This is a genomic window from Brevundimonas sp. UBA2503 (assembly GCF_002341485.1).
Taxonomy (GTDB): domain Bacteria; phylum Pseudomonadota; class Alphaproteobacteria; order Caulobacterales; family Caulobacteraceae; genus Brevundimonas; species Brevundimonas halotolerans.
The window spans coordinates 65,125-81,346 of sequence record NZ_DDOD01000007.1; the positions used below are offsets into that span (position 1 = coordinate 65,125).

The window sequence follows — 16,222 nt, forward strand, 5'->3', positions numbered from 1 at the left end:
GACGAGCGCGTCAGGTATCGCGCCGCATGCGAGCCGAACGTGTCAAAGGCCGTATAGGTCGTGTAGAACCAGATCGGCAGGGTCGCGAGCATCACCCAGAAGATCAGCGACATGCTTCGCACGTCGTGCCTGCGGCTTTCATAGAAAATCAGGAAGAACAGCATGATCCAGATCTGGACGTGCTGGGTGATGTCGCCACTGGGCCCGAGCAGGGTCTCCGCAAGCGCTGTGTAGCCGATGTAGAACAGGGTCAGGATGACCGGCAGGGTCGGGCGGGTGAAAATTCCCCCGGGGCGGAACATCTCCAGCACAGCCCAGAGGCCCACCGCAGCCACCGCCGCAAGTCGGAACCCCAGGCCATAGGCGAGAAAGGGTGAAGTCGCCCAGAAGCACACGTAGGCGACGGCCAGATTCTGGATGTCGAAGACCTTGACCTTCACGGGCGACCATCCCCGGTCGGGATCGTCCTGGACGAACGCGTCATGGCTTGCGGATGTCCCCGATGGTTTCTGCCACCAGCATCGTAACCTCGTGGCCGCGTCCACCCAAGGCCGCAGATATCAGAGACTGTAAACGGGCGGTATCCAGGCGTCCGGAGCTGCGCCTTCCCATGACCTCCAGGATCCCGTCCACGCACGGTCGCGGGTCCTCACCATCATCGGACAGGATTTCGGCGATCTTCTCGCCCTGCTTCAGACCGGTGAACTCGATCTTGATGTCGACATCCGGCGTTTTGCCACTCAACTCGATCATCTGGCGGGCCAGATCGGCGATGCGGACAGGCTCGCCCATCTCAAGCAGGAATTTCGAGGGACCTTCATCTAACCGCGCCGCTTTCACCGCCGTGCTGTGCAGAACCAGTTGCACGGCTTCAGGGATGGTCATGAAATAGCGGTTCACGTCCGGATGGGTCACAGTGACGGGTCCGCCCCGGGCAATCTGATCCCAGAAAATCGGCACCACCGAGCCGGCCGAGCCGAGCACATTGCCGAAGCGCACGGCCGAGAGGCGGGTCTCGCTGTCGGGAACCAGTTCAAGAAGGGTCTCGGCGATCCGCTTGGTCGCCCCCATGACATTGGAGGGATCAACGGCCTTATCGGTCGAGATCAGGACGAACTGCGCCGCCTTGGTCCCTGTCGCGGCGCGGATCACATTCCAGGTACCCTGGACGTTGGTCAGCACCCCTTCGGCCGGGTTGTTCTCGACCAGGGCCACGTGTTTCAGGGCTGCGGCGTGGAAAACGATCTCGGGGCGTTCCTGTTCGAAGACCTCGCGGATGCGGGCCTCGTCGCGCACATTGGCCAGAACGGCCCGGCGCGTCATGGCGGTGGTGACCCCGCCCAGCTCACGATCAATCTCGAATAGCTGGAACTCGGAGTGATCCAGCAGGGTCAGATGACCACAGCCAAGCTGCACCATCTGGCGCGCGATTTCCGATCCGATACTGCCGCCTGCACCCGTCACGAGGATGCGCTTGCCTCGAATCAGTTCCTCGACCGGCCCGGTCGGCAGGGAGATCGGCTGGCGCGGCAGGAATTCCTCGAGCGGGATTTCGGTCAGCAGGTCTGCATTCGGGCGCGGCTCACCCACCTCGGTCAGGGCATGAGGCCGAAGCAGCGTATGGCCGGCCCGCTTGAGCTCGCCGATCCGTTGCGGGGTGAGGCCAAGGACCTGGACCGGGTCCTGCAGGAACAGAATGGCCGAGACCTTTTCGTTGCGCAGGGGCACCGGCATGCGTCCGACCCGCCACTGGTCCAGCCGGGCGACGAACGGTACGCCATGCAGCCGCATGCCGACCTCTTCCGCATTTGGCGTCACCACGCCCACCGGCTGATAGGGCTGGCCTGGATCGGCCATCAGGTGGCGGATCTGGCGATCAGCGTCTGCCATGGCGCCGACCAGCAGCAGGGGCTTGCGGCCAGCCGCGGTCTTGCGCCACCAGGCCGGCAACAGATGCTCGGACAGGCCGCTTTCTTGCGGTAAGCGCCAGGCCACCCGCGCGCCGACCAGAAACATCAGGCTCAGCAGCCAGGCGAGCGGCAGTACCGATCTCGGTAGCTCCAGCCCCCGGTCCACAAAGAATATCGACACCAAGAACAGGGCCATGGTCAGGCTGACATTTCGCGCCAGGGCCACAACATCCCGCGCCGAAGCGAAACGCCAGGCGGCACGCTCAGCCTGAAAGACGGCCTCGACCCCGGCGCCGATCAGGGCGAAAAGTCCGGCCCAGCCCAGAACGCGAACGGCGTCCGGATCGACGAACCACCAATGTATCGGAAGGGCCCGGCGCAGCTCATAGGCGAGCACAAACCCCACGAACAGCGCCGCAATGTGGATCAGATACTTTGCTGTCCACGAGAATGTCAGCGGGGTACGCATGCGTGGGCCCATATCGACGGATCGTCAAACAATCATGACGAGCCTTATCACCAGTGTGCTCGTCCGTATAAGGACCGTGCCCGGCGCAAGCGCTGAACAGCGAAGACGGGTTCCCCGTCAGGCCCAATTTCAGTCAGTCATGGCTCTGACGTTCCCGGGTTCCGTACAAGCCCCCTGAGCCTGACCGTTCCTGATTCCGCCGGATAAGATGCCAGCACGATAGGGGCTGCCCTTTGCCTGCGTATTTCCCTGTCGTCCAGCAGAAAAACGAGGAATTCCAACGATGAGCGGTTATCAGTGGAATGAAGTCGCGTTCGAGGCTATCAGGCAGTCTGAAATACCCCTCACGGGGTATCCGGTCGTGCCGGAGCCAGACCGGCGAGGAGTGTCCATGAATACCGCCATGCGCCTGATTGCCCTGTTGTTCGCTGTTCTCACTGTGGCGGCTTGCGGATCATCTGGCCGGGAAAAGGCTGATGTGACGGCCGCGACCCAGGTGGCCTCCTATGCCCTGCCGGTGGGACAGGCTGCGGCTCCTGCCGAAGATTATCGCATTGGCGAAACGGACCTTCTGAAGGTTTCCGTATTCCGTGTACCGGAACTGTCGTTCGACGATCTCCGAGTCGACTCTGCGGGTAATATCCAGATGCCGCTGATCGGCACCGTCCAGGCCGCCGGACTGACGCCGTCGGAACTGTCCGCCTCCCTCACGACCCGGCTGGGCGCGCGGTATCTGCGCAATCCCCAGATCACGGTCACCGTCGTCGAGGCCGCCAGCCAGAAGATCACCGTCGATGGCGCCGTCACCCAGCCCGGCGTTTACGTGATGCGCGGGCGAACCACCCTGATGCAGGCGGTCGCGATGGCCAGCGGCCCCTCCGGCAGCGCGGATTTGTCCAGCGTCGCAGTTTTTCGCACGATCGACGGTCAGCGCATGGTCGCCGTCTTTGATCTGGGCGCCATCCGGAACGGCGAGGCCGAGGATCCCGTGGTGCTGGGCGAGGATGTGATCGTGGTCGATACCTCACGCCTGAACTCGGGCCTCCGGGCAGCGATCACCGCGGCCCCGGTGCTGACGCTGTTCCGCCTCTTCTAGGCCGCGGGCGGTGTCCAGCCCTGGCCGTCTTCGTAGAGAAACCCTGGGCCTTTGCCTTGCCCTGACCCTGCCCCTGGCGGGCTGCGGCACCGGGACATCGGTTCCAGCGGCGGCCTACGGCGACGCTGGCGTGGCGGATACACCCGAAGGGCGGCTCGCCGTGCTGAATGCGCTGGACACCCGGGTGAATGCCGTCGGCTATCGACTGGCCCTCGCCAACGCGGATTTATGTCCTGATACCGGACCGGCGACCGGGCTGCTGCTGCATGCTGAAAGTCAGTATTCAGACAATCTGCGGCCTGCCGCGCGTGCACGGTGGGCCCTCGAAGGCGACCTGCCCGGTGTCGCTGCGATTGCGCCGGACAGTCCTGCCGCAAAAGCGGGCCTGCAGGTCGGAGACCTCCTTGTCTCGGTCAACGGCAATCCGTTCGCCCCGGGCGAGCCTGACAGGCCAGCCGCCTTCGAGGGGCTGGCGGCCAACATCGCCCGCCTGGACGCCGCGCTCGCCGCTGGCGAGGCTCGTCTCGGGGTTCTGCGGGACGGGCTCAAGCGCGAGATCACCCTGTCCACGGTCACGGCCTGTGCCTATGTTTTCCAGGTCGATCCCTCGACCGAGCTGAATGCACGCGCCGACGGAAAACGCGTCTTCGTGGCGACCGCCATGGCCGTGTTCGCGGAATCCGACGACGATCTGGCCGTGATCCTCGGCCACGAGATGGCGCACAATGTTCTGGAACATCGCGAGTTCTTCGACGAACGCGGCTTTGCCCGTTCCATCCTCGGAAACTACGGCAATTCGCCATGGGAGCTGGTCCAGGCGGAACGCGAGGCAGACCGGGTTGGAATCTACCTTATGGCGCGCGCCGGCTATGACCCCGCACAGGGTCCGGTCTTCTGGCGCGCCCTGGCAGAACGGGACCCGAGCGTGCGCTATGCCCAATGGGGGCACCCGTCCGCCGGCGCCCGCGCGCGAGCCCAGCAGCTTACCGTCGATGAGATCCGCCAGAAACGAGCATCCGGGCAACCCCTGACACCCTTCTGATGCACGCAGCACCCGTGTCAGGATTCTGGAAAGCCTTGCCGGTCATGCTGGTTGCGAATCGCAGGGACCCGAATCTCGCCGGTTTGTTGCCATTTGCGGCTCGCCCGACGGGGATCGATGCGCTATCAGCCCAAAAAGGGCGACCTTCTTTCGTCAAGCTAGTGATTTAGGACTGGACCATGGTCGGAGACCGCAGCATGGGCAATGGCGGCGGGCAGGGCCCGGAGCGCGAGGGCGCAGCCGGGTATGGCACCGTTCTTGAGACCGACCGCTCGGGGGAAATCGACCTCGCCAAATACTGGTCCCTGGCGCTCAAGCACCGGCTGCTGATCCTCGGTTGTGTGATCGCCGCCGTCGTGATCGCCGTCATCGTCACCCTGATGACCCCACCGACCTACACCGCTGCCGCGACGATCCAGATCGACCGCGAAGCGGCTCGGGTGCTCAGCACCGATGACGGCATGCCGCGCGAGCTGCCCGTCGGCGAGGAGTTTTTCAACACCCAGTACGGCCTGTTGCGCAGCCGTTCGCTGGTCGAGCGGATCATCGACAGCGAGGGGCTGGCGAATTCCAATGATTTCATCCAGCAGATGGGCAGAGAGTTCGAGGCTCGCGAAGGGGAAACCGCGACTCAACAGGCGGCCCGTCGCCGCAAGATGATCACAGGCCTCATCAGCAGCAACCTCGGCGTCTCTCCCGAGCGCGGGTCGCGACTGGTCCGGATCACCTTCAGCAGCCCCAGCGCTGCCGTGTCGGCGCGGATGGCCAATGCCATTGCCGAGAACTTCATTGAGGCGAACCTCGCCCGCAAATTCGATGCCTCTCTCTATGTGCGTGAATTCCTTGAGGAGCAGATTGCCGAGACCAAGGCCCGGCTTGAAGACACCGAACGTCAACTGGTGGCCTATGCCGGCGACCAGGAAATCATCACGCTTTCCGACGCCGAGACAGGGGCCGGCCGGTCTCTGGTTTCCACCAGTCTCGGCACTCTGAACGAGGCCCTCAGCGAGGCCCGGGTTGACCGGATCGCCGCTGAGGAACGCTGGCGCCAGGCCCAGAACGCGCCCCTGACCAGCATTCCGGAAGTGATGGCCAGCACGACCTATCAAACCCTGATGCAGCAGCGGATCCAGCTTGAATCGCAGTACGAGGAAAAGGCTGCCGTTTTCCAGGACGACTACCCGGAACTGGTTGAACTACGGGCCCGTATCGACGAACTCGATGCCCAGATCCGCACGGCTGCCACCTCCATCCGCGACGGCATCCGGGCCCAGTACCAGATCGCCCTGAATCAGGAGCGAGCGCTCCAGAATCAGGTCAATGGCCTCAAGGGCGAAGTCCTCGACCTCGGGGATCGCAGCGTCCAGTACAACATCCTGGTTCGCGAACTGGACACCAGCCGCCAGCTGTATGACGGCCTGCTTCAGCGCTACAAGGAAATCGGCGTGACTGGCGGCGTAACCAGCAACAACATCTCGCTGGTCGACCGCGCCACCCCTCCCGGTGGCCCCTCCAGCCCCAACCTGCCGCTGAACCTGATGCTGGCCCTGACCATGGGTCTGACCCTCGGCATCATCGGTGCCTTCCTGATCGAGGCTCTGGACGATCGCTTGACGTCGCCCGACGATGTGGAAAGCAAGCTGGGCATCCCGGCACTGGGAGTCATCCCCATGCTGGAACGCGGCAAGGACCCGAACGAAGCCCTCCGCGACATTCGATCTCCCTTCTCCGAAGCCTACTATTCCCTGCGAACGGCCCTGCAGTTCTCGACCTCGCACGGGGCGCCGCGCTCCCTGCTGGTCACCAGTGCCCGGCCCGGGGAAGGCAAGTCGACCACCGCCTTTGCTACAGCGCTCAACCTGTCGCGGGTCGGGCGGCGTGTCCTGCTGGTTGATGGTGACCTGCGCAATCCGTCCATGCACCGGGTGCTGGAGATCGAGAATAGCCAGGGCATGAGCAACTTCCTGTCCGGCGCGGCTGAACTGACCGGTGTGGTGCGCAAGACCCCCTATTCCACCCTCGACTTCATCCCGTGCGGACCGCTTCCGCCCAACCCAGCCGAGCTGTGGGGTGGGTCCCGCCTGCAGGCACTGCTGGACCAAGCCTTTGCCGTTTACGACCACGTCGTGATCGATGGCCCGCCGGTGCTGGGCTTTGCCGATGCGCCCGTGCTGTCGTCGTCCGTCGAGGGCACCCTGTTTGTACTGGAATCGCGCATCACCGGCCGCCGCCAGGCGCGGGGCGCCCTGCGTCGCCTTTCGATGGGCCGTGGTCGCGTTCTGGGAGCAGTCCTGACCAAATTCCAGGCCCACCGCACCCGTCACGAAGGCTATGACTACGCGTACGACTATCATTATGGGGCCGAGGCAGAAGGTAAGCCCGGCCGCAAGGCGTGATGTTAGAGGTCCCGCCGTCTGAACCGAAGGCCGCCGGCAAGGCTGGAGGTCTCTGGCCCGTCGGCCTGGCTGTCGGCCTGATCTGGCTGGGCTGGCAGGTCGCCCTGGTGCCGCTGGCGGCGCGGGCGCCCAGTGAGCATGCCATTCGTCTGGCCCCCGGCTCGGCCGAGGTCCTGGCGCGGGCGGCCGAAGGCGAGATGCGGGCCGGTGAGATGGAGGATGCCGGCTATCTGGCCCGGCTTTCCTTGTCGAGGGCCCCCTTCGACGTTGAGGCCCTCAGGGTGCTCGCCATGTCCGAGGCCGAGGCGGGGCGCACTGATCAGGCCGATGAGCTGATGACCCTGGCGGGCAATTGGAGCCTGCGCGACAATGCGGCCCATAGCTGGCTGATCGAGAGCCGGCTGCGGCAGGGAAACTATGCCTCGGCCTTTGCTCATGCCGATACGCTGGCGCGGCGCCGGGAAGACCTGCGACCCACGGTGTTCAATCTTTTCTCGACCGCTGCTGAGATGGACCCCCGGGCCGGCCCCTACCTTGTGTCAGAGCTAGCCGACTCGCCGCCATGGCGCGCTGACTATTTCAGATCACTGTATCGGCGGCCCGAAGGCCTGCAGCTTCTGGCTGGCCTCGCAATAAGCTTGGAGGCGACGGACGCCCCCTTCACGACTCCGGAGCTACAGGACCTGTATCAGGCCCTCTATGTGGGTCGCCGGATACCCGGCCTGAAGACGGTTCGTGACGCCCTGGATCGACCTTCGAACGAAACGATTCTCGTGAATGGCGGATTTGCCGACGACGAGGCGATTCTGCCCTTCGGCTGGAATCTTGGCGTGGGCGCCGGGATCTCTGTCGCCCTGCTCAACGACGATCGCAAGCCCGAGCTCACGGCACTTCGGGTGGTTCATGACGCTCGCAATGCACAGGAATTGGCCAGGCAACTCGTCCTCATGCAGCCGGGAACCTACCGCCTGTCGGGACGCCAGAGACTGGAGAACGGGCGCGGGCGGTCCGGCTTTGCCTGGCAGGTCCAGTGCCTTGAAACCTCTGAAATCATTTCGGAAGTTCGTTTCGGCCTCGACATGGAGGCCCAGGCTGACTGGTCCCCGTTCCAGACCAGAGTCGTGGTTCCTCAACAGGGCTGTACCGCCCAGATCGTCAAACTGGTGCCGATAAATACCGGGCGGCGGACCGACATTGTCATATGGTTTTCGCAACTGGCGCTGGAAAGGATTCCTTAGGGATGCAACGGCGCAACAGGCTGGCCTTGAGTCAACTTTCAGCCCTCCAGACCGGCTTTTTTGCTTGCCATGTGCAACCCGTCCGACCTAAACACATTCTCACAGGAGCGGGGAAACCCGCGCATTGCTTTTGATTAAAGGGGATTTGCATGCGTAAGACCATCGCCGCAGCCTCGGTTGGTTTGCTGCTCATCGCAGGCCAAGCGGTCGCCGCTAACAATAACAGCGCCGTGAATCGGGTCGGTGATCGTGTCGGCGCATCTGCTGACGCCGCCAACGAGTTCCGCGGTGTGCCGCTTCCCGTCATCCTGATCGGCACCGCCGTTCTGGCGGGCGTGATCTCGGTGTTCTCGGACGACGACGCGCCGACCAGCCCGTAAGAGTTTCGATCCTGCTCGGGATACGAGTGCGTAGTTGAGCAGGTCGTTTCTGAAACGAATAAGCCAGTGGGATGCCTTGGCCATAGCGGCCGGCGTTCTGCTGGCTTTTTCTATGCTTCTGGGCGGTGCCAGCCGTGAGCACCTCCTGCCGCTGGCGGCGATCGAGCTATTGGCCCTGCCGGTGTTCGGACTGGCCCTCGTCCGCCTCATCCGGACCGGCGTCTGGAAAGAGCACCGCTTCCTGCTGATACTCGCCACTCTGGCGATGGCGCTGCCGCTCATCCAGCTGATCCCCCTGCCCTTTAACATCTGGACTTCTCTGCCCGGTCGGGATCAGGCCGTGCTGGCCCTCGAGATTGCCGGCATTACTCCTTCGTGGTTGCCGTTGTCCCTGACGCCGGACCGGACCTGGCAGGCCTTTCTGGCTCTTCTGCCCCCCGTGGCCATGCTTCTGGCGGCGCTGACACTGGACCGGGTGGCGGTGACCCGTCTGGTCTGGGGCGTGCTGGCCTTCGTCATCCTGAGTATCGTTCTGGGTACGCTTCAGATCACGCTGGACAGCCGGACCTTCTATCCGTGGGCGACGACCAACTTCGGCTCCCTTGTCGGCTTCTTTGCCAACCGCAACCACATGGCCACCCTGTGCCTGATCGCCCTGCCGTTCGCGGCGGCCCTGGCCGGCAGCGGCCTGAACAGTCGCGAGCCCGACGCCGGCCTCAGGGTGTGGGTGGGGGCACTGATCATCGGTCTGGTGCTGGTGGCGCTTGGCGCGATCCGCTCGCGCTTCGGCATTTTGGCGGCCGGGCCCGGCCTTGTCGGAGTTCTGCTGGTCGCATGGGTATCGTCCGGACGCGGACGGCCCACCCCGCTGGTTATGGGACTTGCAGCCGGCGCAGCCGTTGCCATCGGCATTATTGCTGTGTTTGCCCTCGGGCCGATTCTCGACCGGTTCGACACCGACCCGGCTACGGATCTGCGCTTCGAGAACTGGCCCATCGTCGCCCAGGCCGCGCAGGACTTCCTGCCGCTCGGATCGGGCCTGGGATCATTTGACCCGGTCTATCGCTCCTATGAGCCGGTCGAGACCCTCCGGGCCGCCTACTTCAATCAGGCGCATAACGATTATCTACAGATGTGGCTGACGACCGGCTGGATGGGTATCGCCCTGATCATTGGCACCTACATCTGGTGGGGGCGCCGCTCGTGGAGTGCCTGGCGGGCCGGCACCCATCTGGAGCGGGACCTGCAGAGGGCCGCATCGGTTGCCCTGATCCTGATCGGCATCCACTCGGCCGCTGACTATCCGATGCGTACCGAGACGATCGCCGTCATCTTTGCCCTGTGCTGCGCCGTTCTGGACGGGGCGGCCCGGCCCTCGCGCCAACCGGAGCCGCGTCGGCGCCACGCCTGATCAGCCGCCGAACACGGCGCCGAACTCGGCATTGGCGCAGTCGCAGTCGGGCGGACGACCGATATCCAGCCAGTAGCCCTCGGCCCTCTGCGGTAATACCGCTCTCGCCAGCGTCGAACTGCTCAATACACGACTGGCCGCCCCGGCTGAGCACGAGTGGCGTCATCCCGACGCGTCGAAAATCCATCTCACGATCTGCTCCGCCGCCTCGTCCGGCGTTGTCGCCGTGGTGTCGATATGGATGTCGGGCGCCTCAGGGGCCTCATAGGGGCTGTCGATACCGGTGAAATTCCGCAGTTGGCCGGACCGGGCCTTGGCATAGAGGCCCTTGACGTCGCGGGCCTCGGCAACCTCGATCGGCGTATCGACAAACACCTCGACGAACTCGCCCTCAGGCATCATCGCACGCACCATCTCGCGCTCGGCCCGGAAGGGCGAGATGAAGGCCGTCAGCACCATCAGCCCGGCATCGGTCATCAGGCGGGCGACCTCGCCCACCCGGCGAATGTTCTCGATGCGATCAGCATCGGTGAAGCCCAGATCCTTGTTCAGGCCGTGACGCACATTGTCCCCATCCAGCAGGAAGGTGTGCAGACCCTGGCTGTAGAGCTTCTTCTCGACCAGATTGGCGATGGTGGACTTGCCTGAGCCGGACAGGCCGGTGAACCACAGAACCCGCGGGGTTTGAGCCTTCTGTCCGGCGCGCATATCCCGCGAGATATCCAGCGCCTGCCAGTGGACATTCTGGGCCCGGCGCAGCGAGAAGTGCAGCATGCCGGCCGCGACCGTCGCGTGGGTCAGCTTGTCGATCAGGATGAAGCCACCCAGGGTCCGGCTGTCGGCATAGGCTTCGAACACGATCGGGCGGTCCGTCGTGATTTCAGCCACCCCAATGGCGTTCAGCTCGAGTGTCTTGGCCGCCAGATGGTCCAGCGTATTGACGTTGACCTCGTACTTCGGCGGCTGAAGGGTCACCGAGACCGTTCGCGTACCCAGCTTCAGCCAATACGCCCGGCCCGGCAGCAGGGGCTCTTCTCCCATCCATACCAGGGTGGCCTCGAACTGGTCGGCGACCTGGGGCGGTGCGGAGGCGGCGGCGATCACATCCCCACGTGAACAGTCGATCTCATCCGCAAGGCACAGGGTGACGGACTGACCGGCCACGGCCTGATCAAGGTCACCCTCGAGCGACACAATGCGACTGACGGTCGAGGTCTTGCCCGAGGGCAGCACGCGCACCGTGTCTCCCGGACGGACCACGCCCGAGGCGATCTGACCGGCAAAGCCGCGGAAGTCCAGATTGGGACGGTTCACCCATTGCACGGCCATACGGAAAGGCCGGGCCTGATCCGTATCCGTCTCGATCGGAACCGTTTCCAGATGGCTGACCAGGGACGGGCCCTCATACCAGGGCGTGTTCGCCGAGGGCTCGGTGATATTGTCGCCCTTGAACCCTGAAATCGGAATGGCCACGACCTCGCCGATGCAGATCCGGTCGGCAAAGTCACGATAGTCGGCCACGATGCTGTCGAAGACGGTCCGGTCGTAGTCGACCAGATCCATCTTGTTGACCGCCAGCACGATGTTGCGGATGCCCAACAGGTGCACGAGATAGCTGTGGCGCCGGGTCTGGGTCAGCACGCCCTTACGCGCATCGATCAGGATGACGGCCAGGTCCGCCGTCGACGCCCCCGTGACCATATTGCGGGTGTACTGTTCGTGGCCGGGCGTATCGGCGACGATGAATTTGCGCGTCTCGGTCGTGAAGAAGCGATAGGCGACGTCGATGGTAATGCCCTGTTCGCGCTCGGCGGCCAGACCATCCACCAGCAGGGCGAAATCGAGCGCCTCTCCCTGGGTGCCGACCCTTCTGGAGTCCGCTTCCAGCGCCGCCAGCTGATCCTCAAAGATCAATTTTGAGTCGTAGAGCAGCCGCCCGATCAGGGTGGACTTGCCGTCGTCGACGCTGCCGCAGGTGATGAAGCGCAACATCGACTTGTGCCGATGAAGCTCCAGCCAGGCGTCAATGTCGCGGGCGATCAGGGCGTCGGTCCTGTAGAAGGGATCGGAAGGGGCGGGACCGGTCATCAGAAATACCCCTCCTGCTTCTTCTTCTCCATGGAGGCGTCGCCGGCATCCTTGTCGATGATCCGCCCCTGGCGCTCGCTGGTGGTGGCGAGCAGCATTTCCCGGATGATCTGCGGCAGGGTCGCGGCCTCGCTTTGGACCGCGCCCGTCAGGGGGTAGCACCCCAGGGTGCGAAAGCGGATCGACCGCATGACCGGTTCCTCACCGGGCCGCAGAGGAAAGCGGTCATCATCGACCATCAGGATCAGGCCGTCACGGATGACCGTCGGGCGCGGCGCACTGAAATACAGCGGCACGATCGGGATGTCGTTGAGCTGGATGTATTGCCAGATATCCAGCTCGGTCCAGTTGGAGATCGGGAAGACCCGGAGGCTTTCCGCCTCGGTCTTTTGCACATTGTAGAGGTTCCACAGTTCGGGTCGCTGGCGCCTGGGATCCCAGCCGTGGCTGGCCGTACGGAACGAGACGATTCTCTCCTTGGCCCGGCTCTTTTCCTCATCGCGGCGCGCACCGCCGAAGGCGACGTCAAAGCCATGCAGGTCCAGCGCCTGCTTCAGGCCCTCGGTCTTCCACATGTCGGTGTGCAGCGGACCGTGATCGAACGGATTGATCCCGCGCTTGACCGCGTCAGGGTTGCGGTGGACGAGCAGCTCCATGCCGCTTTCCCGCGCCATACGGTCACGCAGCGCATACATGTCGCGGAACTTCCACGTCGTATCGACGTGCAGCAGGGGAAAGGGCGGCGGCGCCGGATAGAAGGCCTTGCGCGCCAGATGCAGCATGACGGCCGAGTCCTTGCCGACCGAATAGAGCATGACGGGCTTGCGCGCCTCGGCGACGACCTCGCGCATGATATGCAGGCTTTCCGCCTCAAGTCGTTCCAGGTGGGTCAAACCGGGCATGATCACCCGCCGAACACAGCGCCGAACTCGGCATTGGCGCGGTCGTAGTCGGGCGGCCGTCCGATATCCAGCCAGTAGCCTTCGGCCCGGTGCGGCCTTACCGGCTGATCCGCGTCGATCAGGGCCTGGATCAGCATCGGCATGTCATAGGGCCGGTTCGCAGGGATCAGCCCCAGCGCCGACCGCGACAGCACATAGACCCCGGCATTGATGTTGAAGACCTGGCTGGGCTTTTCCTCGATACCGCTGATCCGGCCGTCCGCCGCCCGGATGACGCCAAACGGCACCTGCATCTCATAATCCCGCACGACCACAGTGGCCGCCGCACCATCGCGGATGTGGCCGTCCATCACCTGGCCATAGTCGACGCGGGTCAGCACATCGCCGTTGGTGACCAGCACCGGCCCCTCGACCTCGGCCGGCAGCAACGACAGCGCCCCGCAGGTGCCCAGCGGCTGGTCCTCGCGCAGATAGCCGATGGTCAGCCCCCGGTCGCTGCCGTCACCGAAATGGGCCTCGATCTGTTCGGCCATGTAATTCACCGACAGGAAGATGCGGCGAAAGCCCTGAACCGCCAGGCTGGAGACGATGGTCTCCAGAATCGGACGCGGGCCGACGTTCAGCATCGGCTTGGGCGTTGTGCGGGTCAGCTCGGCCAGACGTTCACCCCGGCCGCCGGCCATGATGACCACCGCCTCGGGCCGCTCGGGCACATCCAGCAGGTCGCCGACGGTCGTCAGGCCGGTGACCCGCCCGGCTTCGTCCACTCGGGGCAGCTGACGCAGCTTGCGGGCGCGCAGCATGGTCAGGGCCGCGCCTTCCTCCAGACCGTCCGGCGCCACCACCGGCGTGGTGTGCACAAACGGGCGACAGGCCTGCTCGAGGTCCGCCCCGTTAATCAGGGCCCGGCGCACATCCCCGTCCGACAGGGTGCCGACCAGAATCCCGGCGTCGTCGACCACCAGCGCAATCCCGACGCCCGCCGAATCGATAGCCTTCAGCACCTGCCTCAGCGGGGCATCCGGGCCGACCAGGGTGCGCTGCCAGTGCTTCATGGCTCGATTGCCTCGTCCGGCTGATAGTCGCGGGTTGCCGCCCTGCCATAGAGGGCAAAGGCCGAATGGGGGTCTATGCCGTCGGCCGGGCGCTTGGCCATCAGCATGTCGGGTGCCCATACCTCTCCGGCCCGAATCGGCCGCGTCGCGACCAGCGACCGCCGCGCGACGATCCGGTTGGCCATTTCCTCGGGCGCCGGGGCCTTGTCCGCATGGCCCAGCGCCTGCTCGACCTCGCGGATGGCACGGACCATGGCGGCCAGCTCGTCCGGCTCCAGCGAGGCGGCATGGTCCGGGCCCTGACGGTCGCGGCTGAGGGTGAAATGCTTCTCGATCATCACCGCCCCGCGCGCCACGGCGGCGATTGGCACGCTGATCCCTAGCGTATGGTCCGAATAGCCGACCGGCAGGCCGAACGTCTCGGCCAGGGTGTCCATGGCGCGCAGGTTGACGGCCGACAGTGGCGCGGGATACTGGGTCGTGCAGTGCAACAGCACCACCTGCCCCCTCAGCGCCGCCCGCGCGGCATCGGTGTCAAAGGCGGCCAGCGCCGTCTCCAGATCGGGCGGCAGGTCCTCGCGCATCCGGCCCCAGGCGATCAGGGCCAGGGCCTGCCGCACCTCGTCCAGCGTCGCCATGCCGGTCGAGACGGCCAGCGGCGGGCCCACGCGCGCGGCGGCGATCAGCATCTCGCCCCAAGTCAGGTCCCCCGACGGGATCTTGATCCACGGCATGCCCAGCCCGGCGACCAGCGCCAGACTGTCCATATCAAATGCGGTCGACATGAAGGCGATGCCGCGCGCCCGGCAGCGTTCGACCAGCGCCGGGTGGTCTTCGGGCTTCAGCTCCAGCCGCCGCACCATGTCAAGCTGGGTGCCGCCCTCGCCCGTATTGGTCACCTGATACTCGGCCTTCAGCGCCCGGGCGGTCAGGGCCGCCTCGGCGCGGAAGGTCTGGAATTTGACCGCATCGGCCCCGGCCTCGGCGGCGACGTCGATCATGGCCAGGGCGTCGTCCCGCGAGCCGTCGTGGTTCACCCCCGCCTCGGCGATGATGAAGACCCGGTCAGCCACCGGCGACCTCGATATCGATAAACCGCTTATGCATCAGGACGTCACGCTCGGGCAGGGAAGTCAGAACCGACAGGATGCGCGGCACAGTCTTGCCATCTCCATAAGGATTGATCGCGCCGGCAAGATCCGCCGCCATGGCCCGGGCCAGCGCCGCGCGGATGGCCCCGGCGTCCCCCGCGCAGTGAAACACCGTCGCCCCCGCCAGCCGCCCCTGTTGTCGCACACCGACATTCACCGTGGGAATCCCCAGCGAAGGCGTCTCGGTCAGCCCACTGGAGGAATTGCCGACTACCGCCCGGCAGCGCGCCATCAGCGGCAGATAGGCTGGGCCCAGCGCCGCATGGATCGACACATTCGCCCGGCCCGCAGCCCAGTCATCCAGATGCCGGTTCAGCGCGTCATGCCCCGGATCGGCATTGGGCCGGGTGATCCACAGATGTGTGCTCTCAGGCAGTTCCCCCAGCGCCGCCAGCAGAGCACGGAACTCGGCCCTTCCCCCGTCCGGCAACAGGGTCACCGGGTGGAAGCAGACCAGCAGATTGTCGGCCCCCAGTGGCCGGCCCAGCAGACCCTCCAGCGCCGCATCGGGCAGGGCCGCGGCGGCGGCCAGACTGTCCAGCGAGGGATTGCCGACCGTATGGATGCGCCAGTCTTCCTCGCCCAGCTGGCGCAGGCGACGCGCGGCCCCGGCATGGGTCACCAGATGCACCTGGGCCAGTTTGCTGACCGCATGACGGATGCCCTCGTCGATCGCGCCTTCGGTGACATCGCCGCCACCCAGATGGATCAGCGGCAGGCGCAAGAGCATGGCAGCCTGGGCCACAGCCAGAATCTCATAGCGATCACCGACAATCAGCACGGCATCGGGCTTCAGCCGCTCCAGCGCCTCGACCACCCCCGTCAGCACGGCGGCGGCCCCCCGGGCGGCGGTGCCAGAATCGTCGCCGTCCAGCGGCATGGGCACGAGGGCATCGGCCAGCAGCCGCCCGTCGGCCTCCGACCCGAATCGGTCATCCGCATGGGTGCCGGTCAGCAGCAACTGCCCTACCGTGCGCGGGTCGGCGCGCAGGGCATCGAGAATCGGCCGGATCAGGCCATAGTCGGCCCGGCCGCTGCTCACCACACAGATCGTCACGCGTTCGGCCATGCGCCTGCTACAGTC

14 protein-coding genes are annotated in these 16,222 nt (G+C 65.2%); 6 read left to right on the plus strand and 8 right to left on the minus strand.

From position 1 onward, the window contains the following. Together B4K74_RS02050 and B4K74_RS02055 are read right to left on the minus strand one after the other, a co-directional pair. A partial coding sequence (locus B4K74_RS02050) for a hypothetical protein (protein WP_286691548.1) occupies window positions 1-440 on the minus strand: 440 nt, incomplete at its 3' end. A 40-nt stretch (window positions 441-480) separates the two neighbouring features. Next, window positions 481-2,379, minus strand: a complete 1,899-nt coding sequence (locus B4K74_RS02055) for a nucleoside-diphosphate sugar epimerase/dehydratase (protein ID WP_286691549.1) — start codon at window positions 2,377-2,379, stop codon at window positions 481-483. Between the two features lie 391 nt (window positions 2,380-2,770). On the opposite strand from B4K74_RS02055, the gene B4K74_RS02060 reads away from it, so the two are divergent. The 6 genes from B4K74_RS02060 (at window position 2,771) to B4K74_RS02085 (ending at window position 9,942) form a co-directional block, all read left to right on the plus strand. After that, on the plus strand, window positions 2,771-3,475 hold the full coding sequence (locus B4K74_RS02060; protein WP_286691550.1) for a polysaccharide biosynthesis/export family protein: 705 nt from the start codon (window positions 2,771-2,773) through the stop codon (window positions 3,473-3,475). A gap of 130 nt (window positions 3,476-3,605) precedes the next feature. Further along, window positions 3,606-4,517 (plus strand): M48 family metallopeptidase, encoded by a 912-nt coding sequence (locus B4K74_RS02065; RefSeq protein ID WP_286691551.1) that lies wholly within the window; start codon window positions 3,606-3,608, stop codon window positions 4,515-4,517. 179 nt (window positions 4,518-4,696) lie between these two features. Beyond that, window positions 4,697-6,913, plus strand: a complete 2,217-nt coding sequence (locus B4K74_RS02070; RefSeq protein WP_286691552.1) for a GumC family protein — start codon at window positions 4,697-4,699, stop codon at window positions 6,911-6,913. Next, window positions 6,913-8,151 (plus strand): tetratricopeptide repeat protein, encoded by a 1,239-nt coding sequence (locus tag B4K74_RS02075; RefSeq protein WP_286691553.1) that lies wholly within the window; start codon window positions 6,913-6,915, stop codon window positions 8,149-8,151. The genes B4K74_RS02070 and B4K74_RS02075 overlap by 1 nt, the downstream gene beginning before the upstream one ends. Before the next feature lie 149 nt (window positions 8,152-8,300). Continuing rightward, complete coding sequence (locus B4K74_RS02080) at window positions 8,301-8,531, plus strand: hypothetical protein (RefSeq protein ID WP_286691554.1); 231 nt, start codon at window positions 8,301-8,303, stop codon at window positions 8,529-8,531. Between the two features lie 112 nt (window positions 8,532-8,643). Next, the gene (locus B4K74_RS02085) at window positions 8,644-9,942 is read left to right on the plus strand and encodes an O-antigen ligase family protein (protein ID WP_286691555.1); all 1,299 of its coding nucleotides are present in this window, start codon (window positions 8,644-8,646) and stop codon (window positions 9,940-9,942) included. Here the strand turns inward: B4K74_RS02085 and B4K74_RS02090 are convergent, their stop codons facing one another. The 6 genes from B4K74_RS02090 to neuC are packed head-to-tail and all read right to left on the minus strand — an operon-like array spanning window position 9,943 to window position 16,207. Next, complete coding sequence (locus tag B4K74_RS02090; RefSeq protein ID WP_286691556.1) at window positions 9,943-10,068, minus strand: hypothetical protein; 126 nt, start codon at window positions 10,066-10,068, stop codon at window positions 9,943-9,945. A gap of 36 nt (window positions 10,069-10,104) precedes the next feature. Then, window positions 10,105-12,030, minus strand: a complete 1,926-nt coding sequence (gene cysN / locus B4K74_RS02095) for a sulfate adenylyltransferase subunit CysN (RefSeq protein WP_286691557.1) — start codon at window positions 12,028-12,030, stop codon at window positions 10,105-10,107. Then, window positions 12,030-12,932 carry a sulfate adenylyltransferase subunit CysD gene (gene cysD, locus B4K74_RS02100; protein WP_286691558.1) on the minus strand — a complete coding sequence of 301 codons (903 nt, stop codon included), beginning with the start codon at window positions 12,930-12,932 and terminating at the stop codon, window positions 12,030-12,032. The genes cysN and cysD overlap by 1 nt, the downstream gene beginning before the upstream one ends. Window positions 12,933-12,934: 2 nt before the next feature. Continuing rightward, window positions 12,935-13,987 carry a nucleotidyltransferase family protein gene (locus B4K74_RS02105; protein WP_286691559.1) on the minus strand — a complete coding sequence of 351 codons (1,053 nt, stop codon included), beginning with the start codon at window positions 13,985-13,987 and terminating at the stop codon, window positions 12,935-12,937. After that, entirely contained in the window at window positions 13,984-15,060 is a 1,077-nt protein-coding gene (neuB, locus tag B4K74_RS02110; protein WP_286691560.1) for an N-acetylneuraminate synthase, read from the minus strand. The genes B4K74_RS02105 and neuB overlap by 4 nt, the downstream gene beginning before the upstream one ends. Continuing rightward, window positions 15,053-16,207, minus strand: a complete 1,155-nt coding sequence (neuC, locus tag B4K74_RS02115; protein ID WP_286691561.1) for a UDP-N-acetylglucosamine 2-epimerase — start codon at window positions 16,205-16,207, stop codon at window positions 15,053-15,055. The genes neuB and neuC overlap by 8 nt, the downstream gene beginning before the upstream one ends. Window positions 16,208-16,222 lie beyond the last annotated feature (15 nt).